The organism is Nocardia sp. NBC_00565 (assembly GCF_036345915.1).
GTDB lineage: Bacteria > Actinomycetota > Actinomycetes > Mycobacteriales > Mycobacteriaceae > Nocardia.
The window spans coordinates 237,340-254,204 of the sequence record NZ_CP107785.1; the positions used below are offsets into that span (position 1 = coordinate 237,340).

The window sequence follows — 16,865 nt, forward strand, 5'->3', positions numbered from 1 at the left end:
CATCGCCTGGTTGTTCACTCGCTGACGCAGTCAGGAGTTTGCTCCCGCACGCACGATCAACCGAATTCGATGCGGTGCCCTCTCGCATACGGTGTTAGCTGCGGGACTTCCCGGGCCCCGCGATCTCGTCCATCAGCATCCTGAGCGTGAGCGAATGCTTTTCCGGTGGCAAGGCGTCCAGCGCCGCTCTGGCCAGCTTCACGCCCTCGATCCGATCACCGTCGCGAACCAGCATCAGCCCTTGATGCATGTCCAAATGGGTGCGGAACCGTGGCAACGAATCCGGTAGATCAGCTCTCGCCGCCTCTTGGGCTGCCACCGCCGTCCGTTCCTCGCCCATACGGGCGGCCAGCAACGACAGGAAGACGTTCACGCGCCACCACGGGACCGCGTAGTCGCTGGCCTGATCATCCGACCCGGACCGGTCGAACTCTCTGCGGCCGGTATCGATCAGTCCGCGAGCGGTTTCCTTATCACCTTGGATCGCGGCGGCGTGCGCCTTACCCCACAAGGCGTTGAGCCGTCCCAAGCTCGGCCGGTCACTGATCGTCAATGCTTGATCGGCGAACCGGTGAGCGACTGGCAGCGCGGCACCTTCGTAGCCCAGTGCGATGGCCGCGCGCCCACGGACCCACACCCGGATGTCCGTGTCGTCCGAACGGTCGGCTGCCTCAGCGGCCATCGAGTACCAATTGATCGCCTTACGACCATCGCTACCAGGAAACGTCTTGGCATACAACGTCATCAAGCGTGCAGCTATGGACCACATCCGCGGCGAGTCCAATTGCTGTTGAAGCACGATCATGTCCGCTGCCAAACGACGTTGGATTTCAGCGCCCCCCGCGCTCATGTAGTCCCGGCCATACGTGACGAGCCGGTCGTCCCAGTCCTCGACGCCCGGCCGTTGCGCAGTCAGTCGAGCCGAGAACCCTTGCGCCAAGAGGTCAGACGCCACCACGGGCGCTACCGACGTCGCGGTCAGGTGGCTGAGGAATTCGCGACGGTTCACGTTCGCCTCCAATAACTCAGGGGGGCAATCCAGTACCGCCGCAAGATGACGTAACCAAAACGCTGAGGGCTCTGTGGCGTTGGACTCCCAACGCCGGGAAATGTACTCGCGGCTGATGTTGGCACCTGATGCCTTGCACAGTTCATCGGCCAGTCTTGCCTGCGACCAACCCTTCGCCAAGCGAAGTTGGCGGATCAGGTCGCCGGTTCCGCTGGTCATACCTCGATCATTCCCGCCCTACCGTCAGGAGGAACCCTAGTCGCTGCGGTTGGTTTAGGGCACCCGATGACGAGGACGGTTCGACGCGTACCCGGATCTCTCCGACGCTCGGCTGATGCTTCCGCAGCACGAGGACCTCTGGGACGTGTTGCGCGGTGACTACTGGGCCGCGCTGCTTTGTCCAACGGATTTCCCAAACCCGTGGGAGGCGTGACGATGTTGTCCGATCTCGTTCCGTCTCGTCCGCAGGAGATCGCGCCGACTGTGCGCGCGCTTCTCGCTGCCTTCAACGCAGATACCCAAGACAAACTCGACCTTGCTCCGACCGACAGTGCGCCGATATACCAGGGCGCGGACGGAGCGCTTAGACGGGTTGTGGACGGCTGGATTTCGGACTTCGACACAGAGCTGGACAAAGCCGATGCCATCACAATCCAGCCGACCAGCGTTCGCGATATCGAAGCCGAATCGATCGATCCGGACGGACCGCGAGGGCATGCCCCCTGATGACTGTTTGCACAGCCGCGGCTGCGAGCACCACCTCCACCAAATCCGACACCGGAACAACGCATTTCGATACTGGCTCTGGCTCGTCAATGCTGGACCAGAGGACGTTCAAACCGGCACCCCCGGGATTCAGACGCCACCCGGGGGCGTCCGAACTACAGCGCGCCCTGCTCGGCTGGATACTGGCGGATCTTCTCGTCGGTCAGCGGTAACATCCAGGGCAGGCGATACGGCCCCATCGAGACCCCGTCCGAAACACGGGTTGTCACAGCCGCCGAATGCGGATAGACGGGATGACATGGGTTTACCGAATGGGCGACGTTACGCCGAGTACATCGGCCCGGTCAGCACGCGTGACCGGGTAACCGGCTTGCTGCGGGCGTTGGTGCAGGTGCTCCCGCGTCGGAGGAGACTGCATCCGCGGGACGCTGGCGGTGGGTACCACGGTGTTCGTCGCGAGTTCGGCCGCTGGGTCCTGCGGCCGATGACCGGACCCGGCTCGCGCCGTTGGATCAGCAAGCCGCACTATGCCACCCGCGCAATCCCTCGCAACAACCGTGAGGCAGCGATCGACTGGAGCCTCGAGGCGCTGGGAATCTGACCTCCGACCTGCGAGAAATGCGACATGGAGGGTTCGATGAGCGTCGCGACCGAAATCCTTGCTCGCGCAATCGTTCGTGATGACGATCGCCTACTCGTTGTCCGCGAGCGTGGCAAGAGTTGGGTGTTCCTGCCAGGCGGGCATGTTGAGCCCGGCGAACCAATCGAAGCCGCGCTCGCCCGTGAACTTACCGAAGAACTCGGCACTGCCAGCAGAATCGTTGACTTCGCCGGAGTTGTCGAGCATGGGTACACCGACGGCGGTGCCGCCCACCACGAGATCAACTTGGTTTTCAACGTAGAGCTGGATGGCAACCCGCAGAGTCAGGAAGAACATCTCGAATTCGTCTGGCTATCAATGCATCAGCTAGAGGCAACCGACCTGCGGCCACGCGCCCTGAAAGGTGTCATTGCCAGCGGCGCTCGGTCCGTCTGGCATGCGTGGAACGGCTAACGGCATCCTGTACAACACGATCAGGGCACACCAAGCGCTCGGCGATCGAACGCCCAGCACGGCCTACACCGGCCTGGACCAGCGCCAAAGCGCGCGATAAGGCGGCATTTCCGGACGTTCGTTCGGGCGGGATGCCACCTCCAGCTTCATACCTTTCGACACGTTTTATCGACACTGCTTCGGCAGGGCTGGCCTGGCGGTTCCCTCCCGAGGGCGGATGTTCAACCTGACCAGGCTCGCGACGCTGTTCCCGCCGCACAGCACAGAAGACCGGTAACGGAATCGCCGCAGGACTGAGGGTCAGGAACGCGGCTCCTGCCCGGTTTTAGGCTGGATCGGTTGATCACACACGTACCACTTCCGGCACGAGAAGGGGCTACACGTTGACTCACAAAATCGCGACCGCCGCCGCGGTCGGCATCCTGTCCGTCTTCCTGTCCGCAGGCGTCGCCACCGCCCAGGCACTGGACCCGGGACCGGGAGAAGGGCAGGCGGGGGAGCCGACCCACGGAAGTGGTGCCACGGGCACCGACTTCGGGAATCAGGCCGGTGCTGTCGAACCCGTGCAGGTCTTCGGGCCCGCTGCGCCGCCGAGTTCCGACGATGGCGGCAGCGCGGGCGGCGCCGGGAACGAGGGCAAGGGTGGAGGCAAAGGCAAAGGCAAAGGTAAGGGCAAGGGCAAGGGCAAGGGTAAAGGCGAGAGCGCGGGCGAATAAGGGCGGTCACTGGGGGCCTCTGGCCGTCGATAACGTTGCCTCATCGGAGGTCAGAAAACGGTCGTCTATCGGCGGTCAGGAGCGGGTGGTGTCGAGGCCGAGAGGGATCCTGAAATCGGTATGTGCGGATGCCATCAGCCGCAGTGGATCTCATCCGCTGACCGCGTGCTCCGCGGCAGGTGCGGATGTTCGACGGAATGCCCGGCGTGTTGCTGGTGCGGCAGGTTCGTCCGGGTGTGGGGGCCGTCAGCGCTGCGTGCATACTGCCCGGGTGTCGTGCCCAGTATGCGTTTGAAGTGTCGGATCAGGTGCGGCTGGTCATGAAAACCAGTGGCGGCGGCCACGTCTCGCGCAGGCACGCCGCCCAGCAGTAGCGGGCGGGCAAGATCAACCCGACGGGAGATCAGATACTGGTGTGGTGGCATCCCGAACTCGCGGCTGAACGCGCGAATGAGGTGGGTGGGATCGGCGTGCAATACGGCTGCGGCCTCGGTGAGGGAAATGCCTTCGGGGGTACGGGAATCGAGCAGTTCTCGCAGGCGGTGAGCCAACCCCGGATCGGCGCGCCGAGGCGGCGGATCGGTGCCGTGCAGCAGGTCGCGGAGTCGGTCGTGGATGAGAGCGAGGCGACTGGCGGCCTCCAGTTCCTCGCCGAGGTGGGTGAGTGTCGCGTGCAGCTGGCGGATGCGGCGGTGCAGCAGTGGGTCGGTGAAGGTGGGAGTGTCGACGGCGCAACCGATCATCGCCTCGCAGAGATGGGCATCGTCGAGGTACAGAACACGCTTGCGGAACCCGTGCGCGGTCGCGGCCTGGCCGTTGTGCGGAACATGTGGCGGAAGCAGCGAGACCACCGAGCCGAGGACCCCGTGTTCGTGACGGTCGAGGTCGTAGCGGACCGCCCCATCGTCAACGATCAGCAGCGTCCAGAAATTGTGGGCGTGCATCGGGTAGACGTGCTCGATGAAACGGGCATGAAAGACTTCGACGATACCCGGCACCCGCGGCTGCCAGGCCCTGACCTGCTCGACTGCGCCGCCGGCAACCATGCCAGGATCGTACAAGCTTTAGCGGGCCGGATGGCGAGAGAGTCATCGGCATGGAGAACGTGCGATTCGATACCAAGCTCGCGGTACTGCTGCGCGCGGACCTACAGACCTGGCAGCGGCTGAATGTGACGGCATTTCTGGTCAGTGGTCTGGGCACGGCACAGCCGGAGGTGATCGGGGAATCGTACGAGGACGCCGACGCAACGATCTACCTACCGATGTTCCGGCAGCCGGTGCTCGTCTTCGAGGGCAGCAAGGAGGTGCTGCGCAGCGCGCACGGCAAGGCACTGACACGGGGGCTACGGACGGCGGTGTTCACCTCCGATCTGTTCACCACCGGAAACGACCGGGACAACCGGGCCGCGGTGCGGGCGGTCGGCACCGACGCCCTGGACCTCGTCGGCATCGCCGTGTACGGACCGCGCAACATCGTGGACAAGACACTCAAAGGTGCACGAATGCATCCGTGAACCGAACGCCGTGGCCCGACCGGGCAGCGGCCGAAGCGCCCGCTCGCGCTGGCATGGCTGGCGCGACCGATACGAGCCCGGCCTAGCGGTGCGGTGACGTCCGCAAGCGCGTGCGCAGCAGTCTCTCAGGAGGAGTGGGCGACCTCAGAAGAAATCAGGGCCGTTGTATATGAAGCACTGTGGGGGAACGTCTGTTTCCTTGGTCAAGACAACGAACGAAGACATCGTCCGGTCGAAAACCCACTCGCTAACGTTGCCCGGACCGCCGCGGACGGGTATCGGCCTAGTCAGATCGCGAATCTGGACGCCCTTGCGGACCAACAAACACCAACCCCCTTTTTCGTCGTAGTTCGTCAAGTTGAAGGCAACGAGGTTGACGGGATCTTGCCCCCCGCCGGTCGTGCTCAGCGACACGATGCGGTTGTCCCAGTTGCCGTCGCAGAACCAGCAACTCAGTCCTTCCTTGCTCAGGTCCGGGACCTGCTGTTGCTGTCCCCCTGGAACGTCGAAACTGACATCCTTGTCCAGCTTGTGACCTTGAAAGTTCACCTCATCCCAAAACTGCGCACGCGGTGTCCCCGACGCCGCCGCGGTTGCCGGCCACACCAGAGCCGTCGCAACGATCGCCAGAACACAAGCGAGGACGCTCGTCCCCCGCGCCAATACCCCCATGTCAGCACCCTTCCTCTGTCGGCATCTCGATGATGTCAGGTGCCCCCTGAGCGACCATCAGATTCCGCAGAATTCGGGGCAATCCCTCTGTCGCAACGTCGATTTCCGCAATTTCTCCGGGAGACCAACCCTCGTCATCACTTCGGTCCGGCCAGGTTCCCGCCCACGGCACAGCTCGCTTCACCGTGACGCCACACTCCCGCTGGGGAGTGAGCGCGTCGCGCTTTTAGGGTTGCGGTCTCTCCGAGGCGCCCTGGCATAACCAACTCAACGCATGCGCTGGTAGCGGAGGTAGACGACGCGGGAGCTCAAGATTCGGGACTCGGTCAGCCGCAGGTCGAGGGGTTGGGCGAGTGGCGGAAAGTACGGGGTGCCGTTGCCGAGGATGATCGGGTTGACGAACTGGCGGTATTCGTCGATCAGGTCCTCGGCGATGGCGGCCAGGCCCGCCCCGCCGAGGGACACCACGCCCTCACCCGGCTGGCGGCGCAGCCGACCGACCTCGGTGGCGAGGTCGTCGGTGGCCAGGCGCGCGTTGCCTGCCACCGAATTCAACGTGCGGGAGAACACCACCTTCGGGATAGGCCGTCAGATCCGGGCGAACTCCAGCTCTGCCTCCCCGGACATGGTCTGCTCGGCGGTCTCCCACACCAGCATGTCCTGATACAAGCTGCGTCCGCACAGGTACGCGGCGATGTGGCGGGTCTGCTACGGCGACATCCGCACATCGGCTATGAGCGGATGTCCTGTGCCACAGCTCATCTCGTACAGCTGACCGCGACGTAGGCGGCAATATCAGGATGTGCTGAGCCGCAGCGGTCTCGGGCTGTGTGGTCGTCGGCGGGTTGGCTGGTGTGTTGATGGCCGATCGTGGTGTCAGTGGGGGTGTCAGGTGTGTGTCAGGTCGGTGTCAGTCGGCGCGGCGAGAGTGTGTTCATCGAACAAAACGACCGGCACCGACACGGTTGCAGCCTGGTGCCACAACCGATTTCGAGGAGTACACGAGATGTCCATCACTATCACGTTGACCGACCAGGACAAGAGCACCCTGCGTACCGCCGCCTATGGTGCGGTGTCGTTGATGGCTGCCGCCGGTGCGCCGCACAAGGGGATCACGCACGGCTGCGTCGCCTTGACCTCGGCGACGGGGCTGGTCGGGCATGTGCTCGCTGCCAAGTCCAAAGACATCCACTTGCCGGGCAAGTCCGTCGCTGAGCTCGCCGACCAGGTGCTGCCGAGCCTGACCGCGGCGATGAGCCTGCTCGGCGAGCAACATCCGGGTGAGGCCGACAACTTCCGCGGCACCGTGCTGGTCGCTGTCGAAGCTGCCGCCGGGCCCCGTAAGGGTGAGCCCGGTCCCGTCGTGGCTGCGATGGCGCGCAAGATCACCGCGGCTCTCGACGCCGCCTGACGGGTACGGGGTCGGCGCAGCTGGTCGCGGGGTCCTGTCCGGCCCCCGCGACTGGGCCGCCGACCGTCGAACCTCAGGGCGCGGCCGCGTGGCCGTTGGGAAACGCACGATAGGCGGCACTACTGCACATCCACTGCCCACGAAACTCAGCCGAGAGCCGGAGCAGCTAGGTCACGACTCGCCGGAGGCAACACGCCGAACACCAGTCATTGTTCGTGCTCGGCGGTGAGATCAGTCGGCGATATAGCGCGTCGCCCGATCCGGCAGGATGCCGGCCCGGACGAGTTCCTCGTAGATCCGCTGCTGCTCATCGTCGAGATTCGAGTACAGCATGTTGTAGGCCAGATCTTCCTCGGCGAGCACCGCGACCGGATCCCAGTCGTCGCCGAGCGCCGCGACGACGGCGCTGCGCCGTCGTGCCTCGTCCAGCGTGAGGTCGTAAGCAAAATTGTGGTCGGCCATTTGGGCATCTCCAACCAGGCTCTTTCCAAAAACGAATTGATGACGATGCCCAACCACGCCTTCTCGGGCAATGACCTGCATCACGTTCCACGGTTGGACTTCGTCACATTTGATGCCGGTGCGCGGACTGGACCACGGAGTAAACGCGTCCACATAATCGCCATGACACGTCCACCGCTGAAATCGGGCACGGCGACGCTATATCGCCACGCCGCTAACAGAGCGGAACTCGCCAATGGCCGTCGCTGGCGCCTGGGCGCTGTTTCCGGCCACCCCGACGCGAACACCCCCGCATCGATCGAACCCGAACTGGGCCGTACGACATCAGCGGCCGGCGACGAGCCGCGATAATCGGCTATTACCGCGCGTTATCCCGATCCCGGTCTGTGTGCGCGCTTCTCGCTGCCTTCAACGCAGATACCCAAGACAAGCTCGACCTTGGTCCGAACCGACAGTGCGCCGATATTTCAGGGCGCGGACGGAGCGCTGAGACGGGTTGTGGACGGCTGGATTTCGGACTCTGGCATAGAGCTGGACAAAGCCGATGCCATCACGATCCAGCCGACCAGCGTTCGCGATATCGAAGCCGAATCCATCGATCCGGACGGACCGCGAGGGCATGCCCCCTCATGACAGTTTGCACAGGCTCTGGAAATCTGACCTCCGACCGGCGAGAAAAGCGACACCTATCCGGCGTCGATCCACTCATACGTTCGCGGCAGTCGGCTGGTAGTTGGGGAGTGGGGCGGTGGTCTTGGGGGCCATGATTCGCTCCATGCCGGCCATGGATTCCAGGAGCGGTAGGCGGGTGATCGTGTTGCGAATTGCTATGCCGAATCGCGACTTCGGGGCCATCAGTCGCAGGTTGGGGCCGATCTTCTGTTTGCGGTCGACCAAAGGACGGTGGGTCTGCTCGTAGCGATGGAAAGCGAGGTGGTGCGCGCCGTTGGCGGTGGCGAGTTCGCCGGCCAGTCGGTATGCGCCGATCAGTGAGAGTTCGGCACCGGCTCCCGAGGCGGGGGATGCGCAATAGGCGGCGTCGCCGACCAGCGCGACCCGGCCGGTCGACCACGAATTCATGTGGACCTGGGCGAGGGAGTCGAAGTAGATGTCCGGATCGGTGAGTATGTCATCGAGCAGAGCCGGTACGTGCCAGCGCTTCTCGTCCGCGAAGGTTTCGACGAGCTTGCGCCGTGCGGTTTCCGGGTCGCGGTGGTCCAGGTCCAGGCGTGGGCTGCGGAATATGAAATAGGCCTTGGCCTGGGGGTTGGTGCCCGAGCGGTAGATTCCGGCCATGCGGCCCGGTGTGTTGAACATCGTGACCCACCGGTCGGGGCCCAGCGCGGCGTCGGCATTGCCGAAGGCGAAGTAGTGGTCCATATGGTGCACGAATTCGTGCTCCGGGCCGAAGGCCAGCCGGCGCACGTTCGAGTGCAGTCCGTCGGCACCGATCACCAGGTCGAATCGTCGGGCGGGACCGTGCTCGAAGGTAACGGTGATGCCGTCCGCGTCCTGGTCGAGGCCGACGATGGAGTCGTCGAAGACGTATTCGACCGTGCCGGAGTTGATTTCGTGCAGGATCTGGACGAGGTCGCCACGCATGATCTCCACCTCGGCGCTCTCGAGCTTGTCCTTGATGCCCGCCACATCGATGCGGGCGATACTGTCACCCGCCGCATTCACGAACTGCAGACCCGTCACGTCGGCCGCCGCCACCCGGACCCGCGCCATGATGCCCATCCGCTCGGCCACCTCGATGGACTGATCGCGGACGTCCACACCCTGGCCGCCGGTCCGCAACCCGGGTGCCCGCTCTACGACGGTCGGCCGAAAGCCGTGCCGCACCAGCCAGTACGCCAGTGTCTGCCCGGCGATGCTCGCTCCGGAAATCAGAATCCGCTCGTTCTTCACGATAACGCTCCATTGTCTCAGAAATACTGACCATCGGTCAGTCGAAACGATAGGTCACTGACCATTGGTCAGTCAAGGGGTAGGATTCGACACCGTGACCGATGACTCGCGCGCCCGAATTCTGCGAACCGCACTCGCCCTGTTCGCCGAGCGCGGGTATCACTCGGTTTCCGTTCGTGAACTCGCCGAACAGGTCGGTCTGACGAAAACCGCTGTGCTCTACCACTTCCCGAGTAAGAGCGATATTGTCGTCGCGCTGGTCGAGCCAGCGCTGGTCGAAAGCGAGGCGGTACTCGAGGCGGCCATGAGCGCGCCGACCCAGCATGCGCGGCGCTGGTCGGTGGTCGAGGGCTTGGTGGAGGTGTGGCTCTCGCATGGGCAGCTGCTCCGGATGCAGATGCAGGACCAGGCGTTATCGGCGGACAGCACGACCTTCGCGCGGCTGCGCGATATCGCGCTGACGGCACAGGACCTGATCGCGGGCCCCGACGCCGATTTCACCGCACGGGTGCGCGCCGCGCAGGTCTACGCGGCACTCAGCGATCCGGTGGTCGTCTTCGCCGATCAGCCCGCGCCCCAACTGCGAGCGGCGATACTCGATGGGGCGCAACGACTTCTGGGTTCGAAGGTGCCCCGGAACACCACGCCACGCATCGATGGATCAACTGGTGTATCCGCGCGCTCGCGGGCCCGCGGTCGTCCGGGCGCGATGACGGAGGCAATGGTGGAATCCGCCAGGCGGATGCGCGATTCCGGCGACTACACCATCGATGAGATCGCCGCCGAACTGGGCGTATCCCGCGCCACCGTGTATCGGAAGCTCACGCCGAGTGACGACTCGACCATCATATTATGAGACATTATTGAGACGCTCGGCTTACTCGTTGGACTCCCGGTCCGCGCCGGTGCGCCAGTCGTTGAGGCGCTTGCCGATCTTGGAAACAGACTCGCCGACCTCGTGACCGACCGTGCTCACCGCGGACCCGACATCACGCCCGAGATTGCGTACGGTGCGGACCAGCGGGTCTTCGGACTGGTCGAAGTTCTGCCGGTAGGTGCGGGCAGCTTCCTTGATCTCCTCGCTGATCCTGATGTTCTTGTCCTGGTGGCGGCGCGGGTAGTCGCCGCCGAGCATGCGGTTGTACTCGCCGGATTGGATCCAGCGGCGCAGCTCCGCGGCCCGCAGTACCGAGAACGGATGGCTCTGCAACTCCAGATTGAGCAGTTTGAGCACGCCGTCGCGCAGATCGCCGGAGCGCTCGTAGTCATCGGCCTGCTGCAGGAACGCGCCGTGGTTCATCTCCTTGATCCAGGTGCCGCCCGCGGTCTTCATATGCACCCGGACCGACGCGTCGACATCCTGGCCGCACAGCAGTCCGGCGCGGTCGCCGGAGAGTTCGGACTTGCGGCTCCACTCCATTAGCGCGGCGACGATCGCGCGTAAGGCCCAGCCACCCACCGGCATCCAGCCCAGATTGGCCGAGATGCGCAGCAGATGCATGAGCATGGTGCGGTACACCGCGTGTCCGGACAGCGCGTGCCCGAGTTCGTGGCCGACGATGAAACGCAGCTCCTCGGTATCCATCAGATCGATCAAACCGGTGGTCAGCACGATGAACGGCTGGTCCATGCCGATGGTGAAGGCATTCACCTGCGGGTTCTGCAGCACGAACATCTCGGGCGTGGTGTGCGCGTCCAGGATGTCCACACAGTCCTGGCGCAGCTGATGCAGCGAACGGAACTGCCGCTCGTCCACTCGGACCGCGGTCGCCAGATAGAGCAGCCGGTGCTGGCGTTCCTGCAGCAACCCCGACATGGTGCGCAGGACGGTGTCGAAACCGGCGAGCGAGCGCAACGTCACCAGAGCGGTCCGGTCGGCGGGGTGCTCCCACGCGCGGGTGCTGATTTCGGGGAACCGGGTGCGAACGCGATCCGGGCTGGTAGTCATGGGATGAAATCCCCCTCTTCCAGGAACTTTGTTTGTTTTAGCCGCCTGCAAGCGGATAGCTAGCGTTGACTCGAACTGGTGGCGTGCCCTCTGCTACAGTCTGCCCGTGTCTTCGAGTGCCGTCCCGCAGGTCCGCCATGAATTGGCGTTGATCGCTGTCGGCAACCTCGCGGTCGCCGATATTCTCTGTCGCTGATCCGCGCCGGGCACCTCTGCGTAGTCATTTTCCTTAGACTGGCGCGCGCACCTTTGTTCGCAGAAGTGTCCGAACTCCGCTGACCCCTCGCGGTCTGTAGTCGCGCCGCTTCAGTTCTTCCGCCGCAACCACACCCATTAGCGGCGGGATTCAGGAAAGGTTCCACCCATGTCACGCAGATCCTTGCTCCTCGGATCGTCCCGATCGCACCGTCGCCCAGTGGCCGCCGCGCTAACCGCGCTCGCCGCGGTGGTGCTCACCGCATGCGGTGGTGGAGCGAGCGATACCGCGGGCGGTGGTGGAGCCGACGGCAGCGGCGGCACCCTCAACCTCTACGCCTACGCGGTCCCGAAGCCGGGCTTCGACAAGGTCGTCCCCGAATTCAACAAGACCGACAAGGGTAAGAACGTCCAGATCAACGGCTCCTACGGCGCATCGGGCGATCAGTCCCGCAAGGTCAAGGACGGCGCCGAGGCCGATATCGTCAACTTCTCGGTCGAGCCCGACATCACCCGCCTCGTCGACGCCGGTCTGGTGGATCCGAGCTGGAATGCAGACGCCACCAAGGGCATTCCGTTCGGTTCGGTCGTCGCGATCGTGGTCCGCAAGGGCAACCCGAAGGGCATCAAGGATTGGGACGACCTGCTCAAGCCGGGCGTCCAGGTGGTCACCCCGAATCCGTTCAGCTCCGGTTCGGCCAAGTGGAACCTGCTCGCGCCCTACGCGGCCAAGAGCGACGGCGGCAAGAACCCGCAGGCGGGTCTGGACTACCTGAGCCAGCTCATCTCCAAGGAACATGTGCAGGTGCAGCCGAAGTCGGGTCGCGAGGCCACCGAGACCTTCCTGCAGGGCACCGGTGACGTGCTGCTGAGCTATGAGAACGAGGCGATCTTCTCCGAGCGCAACGGTGACCCGATCGAGCACGTCATCCCGCCGACCACCTTCAAGATCGAGAACCCGGTCGCGGTGCTGAAGAACAGCAAGCAGCTGGACAAGGCCACGGCCTTCCGCGACTTCCTGTTCACCCCGGCGGGCCAGAAGGCTTGGGCCTCGGCCGGTTTCCGTCCGGTGGACCCGAAGGTGGCCGCCGACTACGCCAAGGACTTCCCGACGCCGCAGAAGCTGTGGACCATCGCCGACCTCGGTGGCTGGAAGGCTGTGGACAAGGACCTGTTCACAGCGAACACCGGTTCGGTCGCGGTGATCTACGACAAGGCCACCAAGTAGTTCGGTGAGCTGAAACACACGGGATATTGGACGATTGTGACTGACAGCAGCACCGCCGGGATCGAGCTCGCGCCCGATCCCGGCGGCTCCGAAATAGCGGGTAAACCCCCGCGCCGCGTCTGGTCGTGGTTGCGGGTGACCGGTTCGGTCGGTCCGCTCGGCATCGCCACCGCGGTGCTGTGGCTCAGCATCATTGTGCTGCTGCCGCTGGCCGCGTTGACCGTCACGTCGTTCGACGACGGCTGGTCCGGATTCTGGGATGCGATCACCGCGCCCGCCGCGATCGACTCGCTACGCATCACCGTTCTGGTGTCGGTGGTGGTCGCGGTGATCAACGTGCTGATGGGCACGCTCATCGCCTGGGTGCTCGTGCGCGACGAGTTCCCCGGCAAGAGCATCGTCAACGCGCTCATCGACCTGCCCTTCGCGCTGCCGACCATCGTGGCCAGCATCGTGCTGCTGTCGCTGTACGGGCCGCAGAGTCCGATCGACATCCACCTCAACGCGACGCAGCCCGGTCTGGTGGTGGCGTTGGCGTTCGTGACGCTCCCGTTCGTGGTGCGCTCGGTGCAGCCGGTGCTCATCGAGGCCGACCGCGAGGTGGAGCAGGCCGCGCTCTCGCTCGGCGCGGACAACTGGACCACCTTCCGTCGGATCGTGCTGCCCACCCTGGCACCCGCGATCATCAGCGGCGGCGGTCTCGCCTTCGCCCGCGCCATCGGCGAATACGGTTCGGTGGTACTGATCGGCGGCGCCATTCCGCGTAAGACGGAAATGGCCTCCCAGTACATCCAGAAACAGATCGAGATCGACCGGCCGGTGAACGCGGCCGCGGTTTCGGTTGCACTGCTGGCCATTTCGTTCGCGACCCTGCTGGTGCTGCGGCTGTGGGCCGAGCGCACGGCGCGCAAGGAGCAGGAGGCGCGATGAATCTGTCCTGGGCTACCCGCATTTCGCTGCGCACTGTCGCACTGGCCTATCTGCTGGTGCTGCTGGTGCTGCCGCTGGTGATCATCCTGTGGCGCACCTTCGAAAAGGGTATCGGCGCGTTCATCGACTCCATCACCACGCCCGCGGCCATCTCGGCGTTCCAACTCTCGCTGCTCATCGTGGCGATCGTGGTGCCGGTGAATGTCATCTTCGGCATCGTCACCGCGATCGCGCTGGTGCGCGGCAAGTTCCCGGGCCGCACGCTGGTGCAGGGCATCGTGGATCTGCCGTTCGCGGTCTCACCGGTCGTGGTCGGCGTCGCGCTGATCCTGCTGTGGGGCGCGGACGGCTGGTTCGGCGGCCTGGAAGACCTCGGCTTCAAGGTGATCTTCAATCTGCCGGGCATGGTGATCGCCACCATCTTCGTCACGCTGCCGTTCGTGGTGCGCGAGGTCGAACCGGTGCTGCACGAGATCGGCGATGATCAGGAGCAGGCCGCGGCCACTCTCGGCGCGTCCTGCATGCAGACGTTCTGGCGGATCACACTGCCCGCCATCCGCTGGGGCCTCACCTACGGCATCGTGCTCACCGTCGCGCGTGCGCTCGGCGAATTCGGCGCGGTGATCATGGTCTCCTCGGCGCTGCCGGGCAAGTCGCAGACGCTGACCCTGCTCGTACACGGTCGATACATCAACGACCACAACACCTTCGGCGCCTATGCCGCCGCGACCCTGCTGATGGGCCTGGCCCTCGTAGTTCTTCTGTTGATGACCCTCCTCGAACGTAAGCGGGACACCAAGTGATCACCGTGACCAATGCGAAGAAGAACTACGGTTCCTTCGCCGCCCTGAACGATGTCAGCATCGAGATCCCGACCGGGGCGCTGACCGCGCTGCTCGGCCCCTCGGGCTCGGGCAAGTCGACGCTGCTGCGCTCGATCGCGGGTCTGGAGTCGCTGGACTCCGGCATCGTCGCCATCGCGGGCAGCGATGTCACCCACGTGCCGCCGCAGAAGCGCGATATCGGCTTCGTCTTCCAGCACTACGCCGCGTTCAAGCACATGACCGTGCGCGACAACGTGGCCTTCGGGCTGAAGATCCGCAAGCGCCCCAAGGGCGAGATCGCCAAGCGGGTCGATGAACTGCTCGGCATTGTCGGCCTCGACGGCTTCCAGCACCGGTACCCCGCCCAGCTCTCCGGCGGCCAGCGCCAGCGCATGGCACTGGCTCGTGCGCTCGCCGTCGACCCGCAGGTGCTGCTGCTCGACGAGCCCTTCGGTGCGCTCGACGCCAAGGTGCGCGCCGATCTGCGGACCTGGTTGCGCCGCCTGCACGAGGAGGTGCACGTGACCACCGTGCTGGTCACCCACGACCAAGAGGAGGCGCTCGACGTCGCCGACCGGATCGCGGTGATGAACAAGGGCCGCATCGAGCAGGTCGGCAGCCCCGAGGATGTCTACGACCGTCCCGCCAACGAATTCGTGATGTCCTTCCTGGGTGCGGTGGCCCGGCTCAACGGACACCTGGTGCGCCCGCACGATATTCGCGTCGGACGCGATGCCAGCATGGCGTTGGCCAAGGACGAGGGCACCGCGGAATCGGCGGGCGTGACCCGCGCCACCGTCGAACGCGTTGTGCACCTGGGCTTCGAGGTGCGCGTCGAACTGCGCAATGCCGCCACCGGAGATCTGTTCGCCGCCCAGGTGACCCGAGGTGACGCCGAAGCGCTGCAGCTCAACGACGGTGAGACCGTGTACGCGCGGGCCACGCGCATTCCGGAACTGCCCGCGGGATAAGGGCGAATTCGATTCCGCTTTGTTGGGTGCGCGAAATCCGCACCCATTCATGGCGTGTCGAAACCGAACTCTCGTTTCAACTTCTCATATTGTGCTGAATGCGAAACATGCGCTAGTGGGTTCCGGTGAGTTATCGGAACGTAATCCGATGTGAGCATTCGCAATGGTCGTCGAACGCGGCCCGGATATTCGGTATCCGACCGCCCGATCGCAGCCTGCTCGACCTGCTGGCCATGGGTCAAGGCCCGCAACGCAGGTCGGGTGCCGGCGGCGGGGAGTTGATCGATCGCCATGTCAATTCGAAGACAGTTATTTCTGGCGCTGGCCGTTGCCGGCGTCGCGGTGATAATCCAATCCGGTCCGGCCACGGCCGCACCCCCACCTGGAACGCCCTCAGTACGCGCACCGGATGGCCCGGTAATCACCGAGATCCCCTTGGACTCGCCCGAAGTGACCACCTGGAGTTCGGAATCGGTGGGGAAGCCGATCCCGAACTCCGCGGTCCGCCTCACTCCGGCGCAGTTGCGGCCACACGGCATCGAGGGTGATCAACTGCATTTCACGCCGAATCCGGAACAGTGGGAGAACGCGCGAACGATCGTCGAGGTGGTGGTCCAGCGTCGTGGCCTGCCCGCCTATGCGGCGGTGGTCTCGCTGGCCACCGCACTGCAGGAATCGCTGCTGCGCAACCTCACCGAGGCGGTCGATCACGACTCGCTCGGGGTGTTCCAGCAGCGTCCGTCCGCGGGCTGGGGTGCGCCGGAGCAGATCACCGATCTGCGCTATGCCACCGAGCGATTCCTGGACGCCTTGCTGGTCCACGCACCGGACTATCAGGCGATACCGCTGTGGCAGGCGGCCCAGGCCGCGCAGCGCTCGGGCTTCCCGACCGCGTACGCGCGGTGGCAGGAGCAGGCCGCGCAGATGGTGCTGACATTGTTCGGGTCCGAGCAGGGGCCGGTGCGGCACCCGACGGCCGCGGTGAGTGCCCAGGCGGTGCTGGGATGTTGCTGATCGATCGCTAACGGCGGCAGCGGTTTTGCTTTCCCGCACCGGGATCGTTCGCGAATTCCGGTGCGGGAAAGCGGAACTCGTGTGAGTGTGGTGCCGTATGGTCACGCGCGTCGTGCATGCGGACTGGTCGGTATCAACGCCATGGGTGGTGATGCAGATTGCGGCTATTTGGCAACCTCTAATTCTGAGGTTGTTGGAGATCGTCTTCGCATGTAGAAATGTGTATCGGTAGTGGGAGCGGTGTTGGATAGCAAACAGTTGGCGGGCATCGTTGAATT

Annotated in this window: 21 protein-coding genes; 14 read left to right on the top strand and 7 right to left on the bottom strand. The window is 64.5% G+C overall.

All coding sequences use genetic code 11. The annotated features are described in order from the left end of the window. Nucleotides 1-94: 94 nt before the first annotated feature. Nucleotides 95-1,228, bottom strand: coding sequence for a helix-turn-helix domain-containing protein (locus OG874_RS01450; RefSeq protein WP_330253309.1), 1,134 nt, complete (start codon nucleotides 1,226-1,228; stop codon nucleotides 95-97). Nucleotides 1,229-1,444: 216 nt separating this feature from the next. On the opposite strand from OG874_RS01450, the gene OG874_RS01455 reads away from it, so the two are divergent. The 4 genes from OG874_RS01455 to OG874_RS01470 all read left to right on the top strand — a co-directional run bounded on the left by OG874_RS01455 (nucleotide 1,445) and on the right by OG874_RS01470 (nucleotide 3,505). Continuing rightward, the gene (locus OG874_RS01455) at nucleotides 1,445-1,735 is read left to right on the top strand and encodes a hypothetical protein (RefSeq protein WP_330253310.1); all 291 of its coding nucleotides are present in this window, start codon (nucleotides 1,445-1,447) and stop codon (nucleotides 1,733-1,735) included. A gap of 298 nt (nucleotides 1,736-2,033) precedes the next feature. Beyond that, nucleotides 2,034-2,336, top strand: a complete 303-nt coding sequence (locus tag OG874_RS01460; RefSeq protein WP_330253311.1) for a hypothetical protein — start codon at nucleotides 2,034-2,036, stop codon at nucleotides 2,334-2,336. A gap of 36 nt (nucleotides 2,337-2,372) precedes the next feature. Continuing rightward, on the top strand, nucleotides 2,373-2,789 hold the full coding sequence (locus OG874_RS01465) for an NUDIX domain-containing protein (protein ID WP_330253312.1): 417 nt from the start codon (nucleotides 2,373-2,375) through the stop codon (nucleotides 2,787-2,789). Nucleotides 2,790-3,172: 383 nt separating this feature from the next. Beyond that, nucleotides 3,173-3,505 (top strand): hypothetical protein, encoded by a 333-nt coding sequence (locus tag OG874_RS01470; protein ID WP_330253313.1) that lies wholly within the window; start codon nucleotides 3,173-3,175, stop codon nucleotides 3,503-3,505. A 134-nt stretch (nucleotides 3,506-3,639) separates the two neighbouring features. On the opposite strand, the gene OG874_RS01475 is transcribed toward OG874_RS01470, so the two are convergent. After that, nucleotides 3,640-4,551 (bottom strand): AraC family transcriptional regulator, encoded by a 912-nt coding sequence (locus OG874_RS01475; RefSeq protein ID WP_330253314.1) that lies wholly within the window; start codon nucleotides 4,549-4,551, stop codon nucleotides 3,640-3,642. A gap of 50 nt (nucleotides 4,552-4,601) precedes the next feature. On the opposite strand from OG874_RS01475, the gene OG874_RS01480 reads away from it, so the two are divergent. Beyond that, complete coding sequence (locus OG874_RS01480; protein ID WP_330253315.1) at nucleotides 4,602-5,021, top strand: DUF2000 domain-containing protein; 420 nt, start codon at nucleotides 4,602-4,604, stop codon at nucleotides 5,019-5,021. Between the two features lie 144 nt (nucleotides 5,022-5,165). Here OG874_RS01480 and OG874_RS01485 read toward each other — a convergent pair whose 3' ends face one another. Beyond that, nucleotides 5,166-5,693 carry a hypothetical protein gene (locus OG874_RS01485; RefSeq protein ID WP_330253316.1) on the bottom strand — a complete coding sequence of 176 codons (528 nt, stop codon included), beginning with the start codon at nucleotides 5,691-5,693 and terminating at the stop codon, nucleotides 5,166-5,168. A gap of 267 nt (nucleotides 5,694-5,960) precedes the next feature. Next, the gene (locus OG874_RS01490; RefSeq protein ID WP_330253317.1) at nucleotides 5,961-6,266 is read right to left on the bottom strand and encodes a dihydrofolate reductase family protein; all 306 of its coding nucleotides are present in this window, start codon (nucleotides 6,264-6,266) and stop codon (nucleotides 5,961-5,963) included. Nucleotides 6,267-6,699: 433 nt separating this feature from the next. On the opposite strand from OG874_RS01490, the gene OG874_RS01495 reads away from it, so the two are divergent. Continuing rightward, entirely contained in the window at nucleotides 6,700-7,104 is a 405-nt protein-coding gene (locus OG874_RS01495; RefSeq protein ID WP_330253318.1) for a hypothetical protein, read from the top strand. 231 nt (nucleotides 7,105-7,335) lie between these two features. Here the strand turns inward: OG874_RS01495 and OG874_RS01500 are convergent, their stop codons facing one another. After that, nucleotides 7,336-7,566: a DUF6400 family protein gene (locus OG874_RS01500; protein ID WP_442943257.1), complete on the bottom strand. Its 231-nt coding sequence runs from the start codon at nucleotides 7,564-7,566 to the stop codon at nucleotides 7,336-7,338. Here OG874_RS01500 and OG874_RS01505 point away from each other — a divergent pair, their 5' ends adjacent. Then, on the top strand, nucleotides 7,567-7,917 hold the full coding sequence (locus OG874_RS01505; RefSeq protein WP_330257710.1) for a hypothetical protein: 351 nt from the start codon (nucleotides 7,567-7,569) through the stop codon (nucleotides 7,915-7,917). 354 nt (nucleotides 7,918-8,271) lie between these two features. Here OG874_RS01505 and OG874_RS01510 read toward each other — a convergent pair whose 3' ends face one another. Next, on the bottom strand, nucleotides 8,272-9,477 hold the full coding sequence (locus OG874_RS01510) for an FAD-dependent monooxygenase (protein ID WP_330253319.1): 1,206 nt from the start codon (nucleotides 9,475-9,477) through the stop codon (nucleotides 8,272-8,274). Between the two features lie 94 nt (nucleotides 9,478-9,571). Here OG874_RS01510 and OG874_RS01515 point away from each other — a divergent pair, with 94 nt between their 5' ends. Further along, nucleotides 9,572-10,333 carry a TetR family transcriptional regulator gene (locus OG874_RS01515; protein ID WP_330253320.1) on the top strand — a complete coding sequence of 254 codons (762 nt, stop codon included), beginning with the start codon at nucleotides 9,572-9,574 and terminating at the stop codon, nucleotides 10,331-10,333. Between the two features lie 21 nt (nucleotides 10,334-10,354). Here the strand turns inward: OG874_RS01515 and OG874_RS01520 are convergent, their stop codons facing one another. Continuing rightward, nucleotides 10,355-11,425, bottom strand: a complete 1,071-nt coding sequence (locus OG874_RS01520) for a M48 family metallopeptidase (RefSeq protein ID WP_330253321.1) — start codon at nucleotides 11,423-11,425, stop codon at nucleotides 10,355-10,357. Nucleotides 11,426-11,531: 106 nt separating this feature from the next. On the opposite strand from OG874_RS01520, the gene OG874_RS01525 reads away from it, so the two are divergent. The 6 genes from OG874_RS01525 to OG874_RS01550 all read left to right on the top strand — a co-directional run bounded on the left by OG874_RS01525 (nucleotide 11,532) and on the right by OG874_RS01550 (nucleotide 16,587). After that, complete coding sequence (locus tag OG874_RS01525) at nucleotides 11,532-11,621, top strand: Ms4533A family Cys-rich leader peptide (protein WP_309546086.1); 90 nt, start codon at nucleotides 11,532-11,534, stop codon at nucleotides 11,619-11,621. A gap of 168 nt (nucleotides 11,622-11,789) precedes the next feature. Continuing rightward, entirely contained in the window at nucleotides 11,790-12,848 is a 1,059-nt protein-coding gene (locus tag OG874_RS01530; protein WP_330253322.1) for a sulfate ABC transporter substrate-binding protein, read from the top strand. A gap of 93 nt (nucleotides 12,849-12,941) precedes the next feature. Beyond that, on the top strand, nucleotides 12,942-13,778 hold the full coding sequence (gene cysT / locus OG874_RS01535) for a sulfate ABC transporter permease subunit CysT (protein WP_330257688.1): 837 nt from the start codon (nucleotides 12,942-12,944) through the stop codon (nucleotides 13,776-13,778). Beyond that, entirely contained in the window at nucleotides 13,775-14,581 is an 807-nt protein-coding gene (gene cysW, locus OG874_RS01540; protein WP_330253323.1) for a sulfate ABC transporter permease subunit CysW, read from the top strand. Before cysT ends, cysW begins: the two co-directional genes overlap by 4 nt. Beyond that, nucleotides 14,578-15,573, top strand: coding sequence for a sulfate/molybdate ABC transporter ATP-binding protein (locus OG874_RS01545; protein WP_330253324.1), 996 nt, complete (start codon nucleotides 14,578-14,580; stop codon nucleotides 15,571-15,573). The genes cysW and OG874_RS01545 overlap by 4 nt, the downstream gene beginning before the upstream one ends. Nucleotides 15,574-15,864: 291 nt before the next feature. Further along, nucleotides 15,865-16,587 carry a hypothetical protein gene (locus OG874_RS01550; RefSeq protein ID WP_330253325.1) on the top strand — a complete coding sequence of 241 codons (723 nt, stop codon included), beginning with the start codon at nucleotides 15,865-15,867 and terminating at the stop codon, nucleotides 16,585-16,587. The last annotated feature ends 278 nt before the right edge of the window (nucleotides 16,588-16,865 follow it).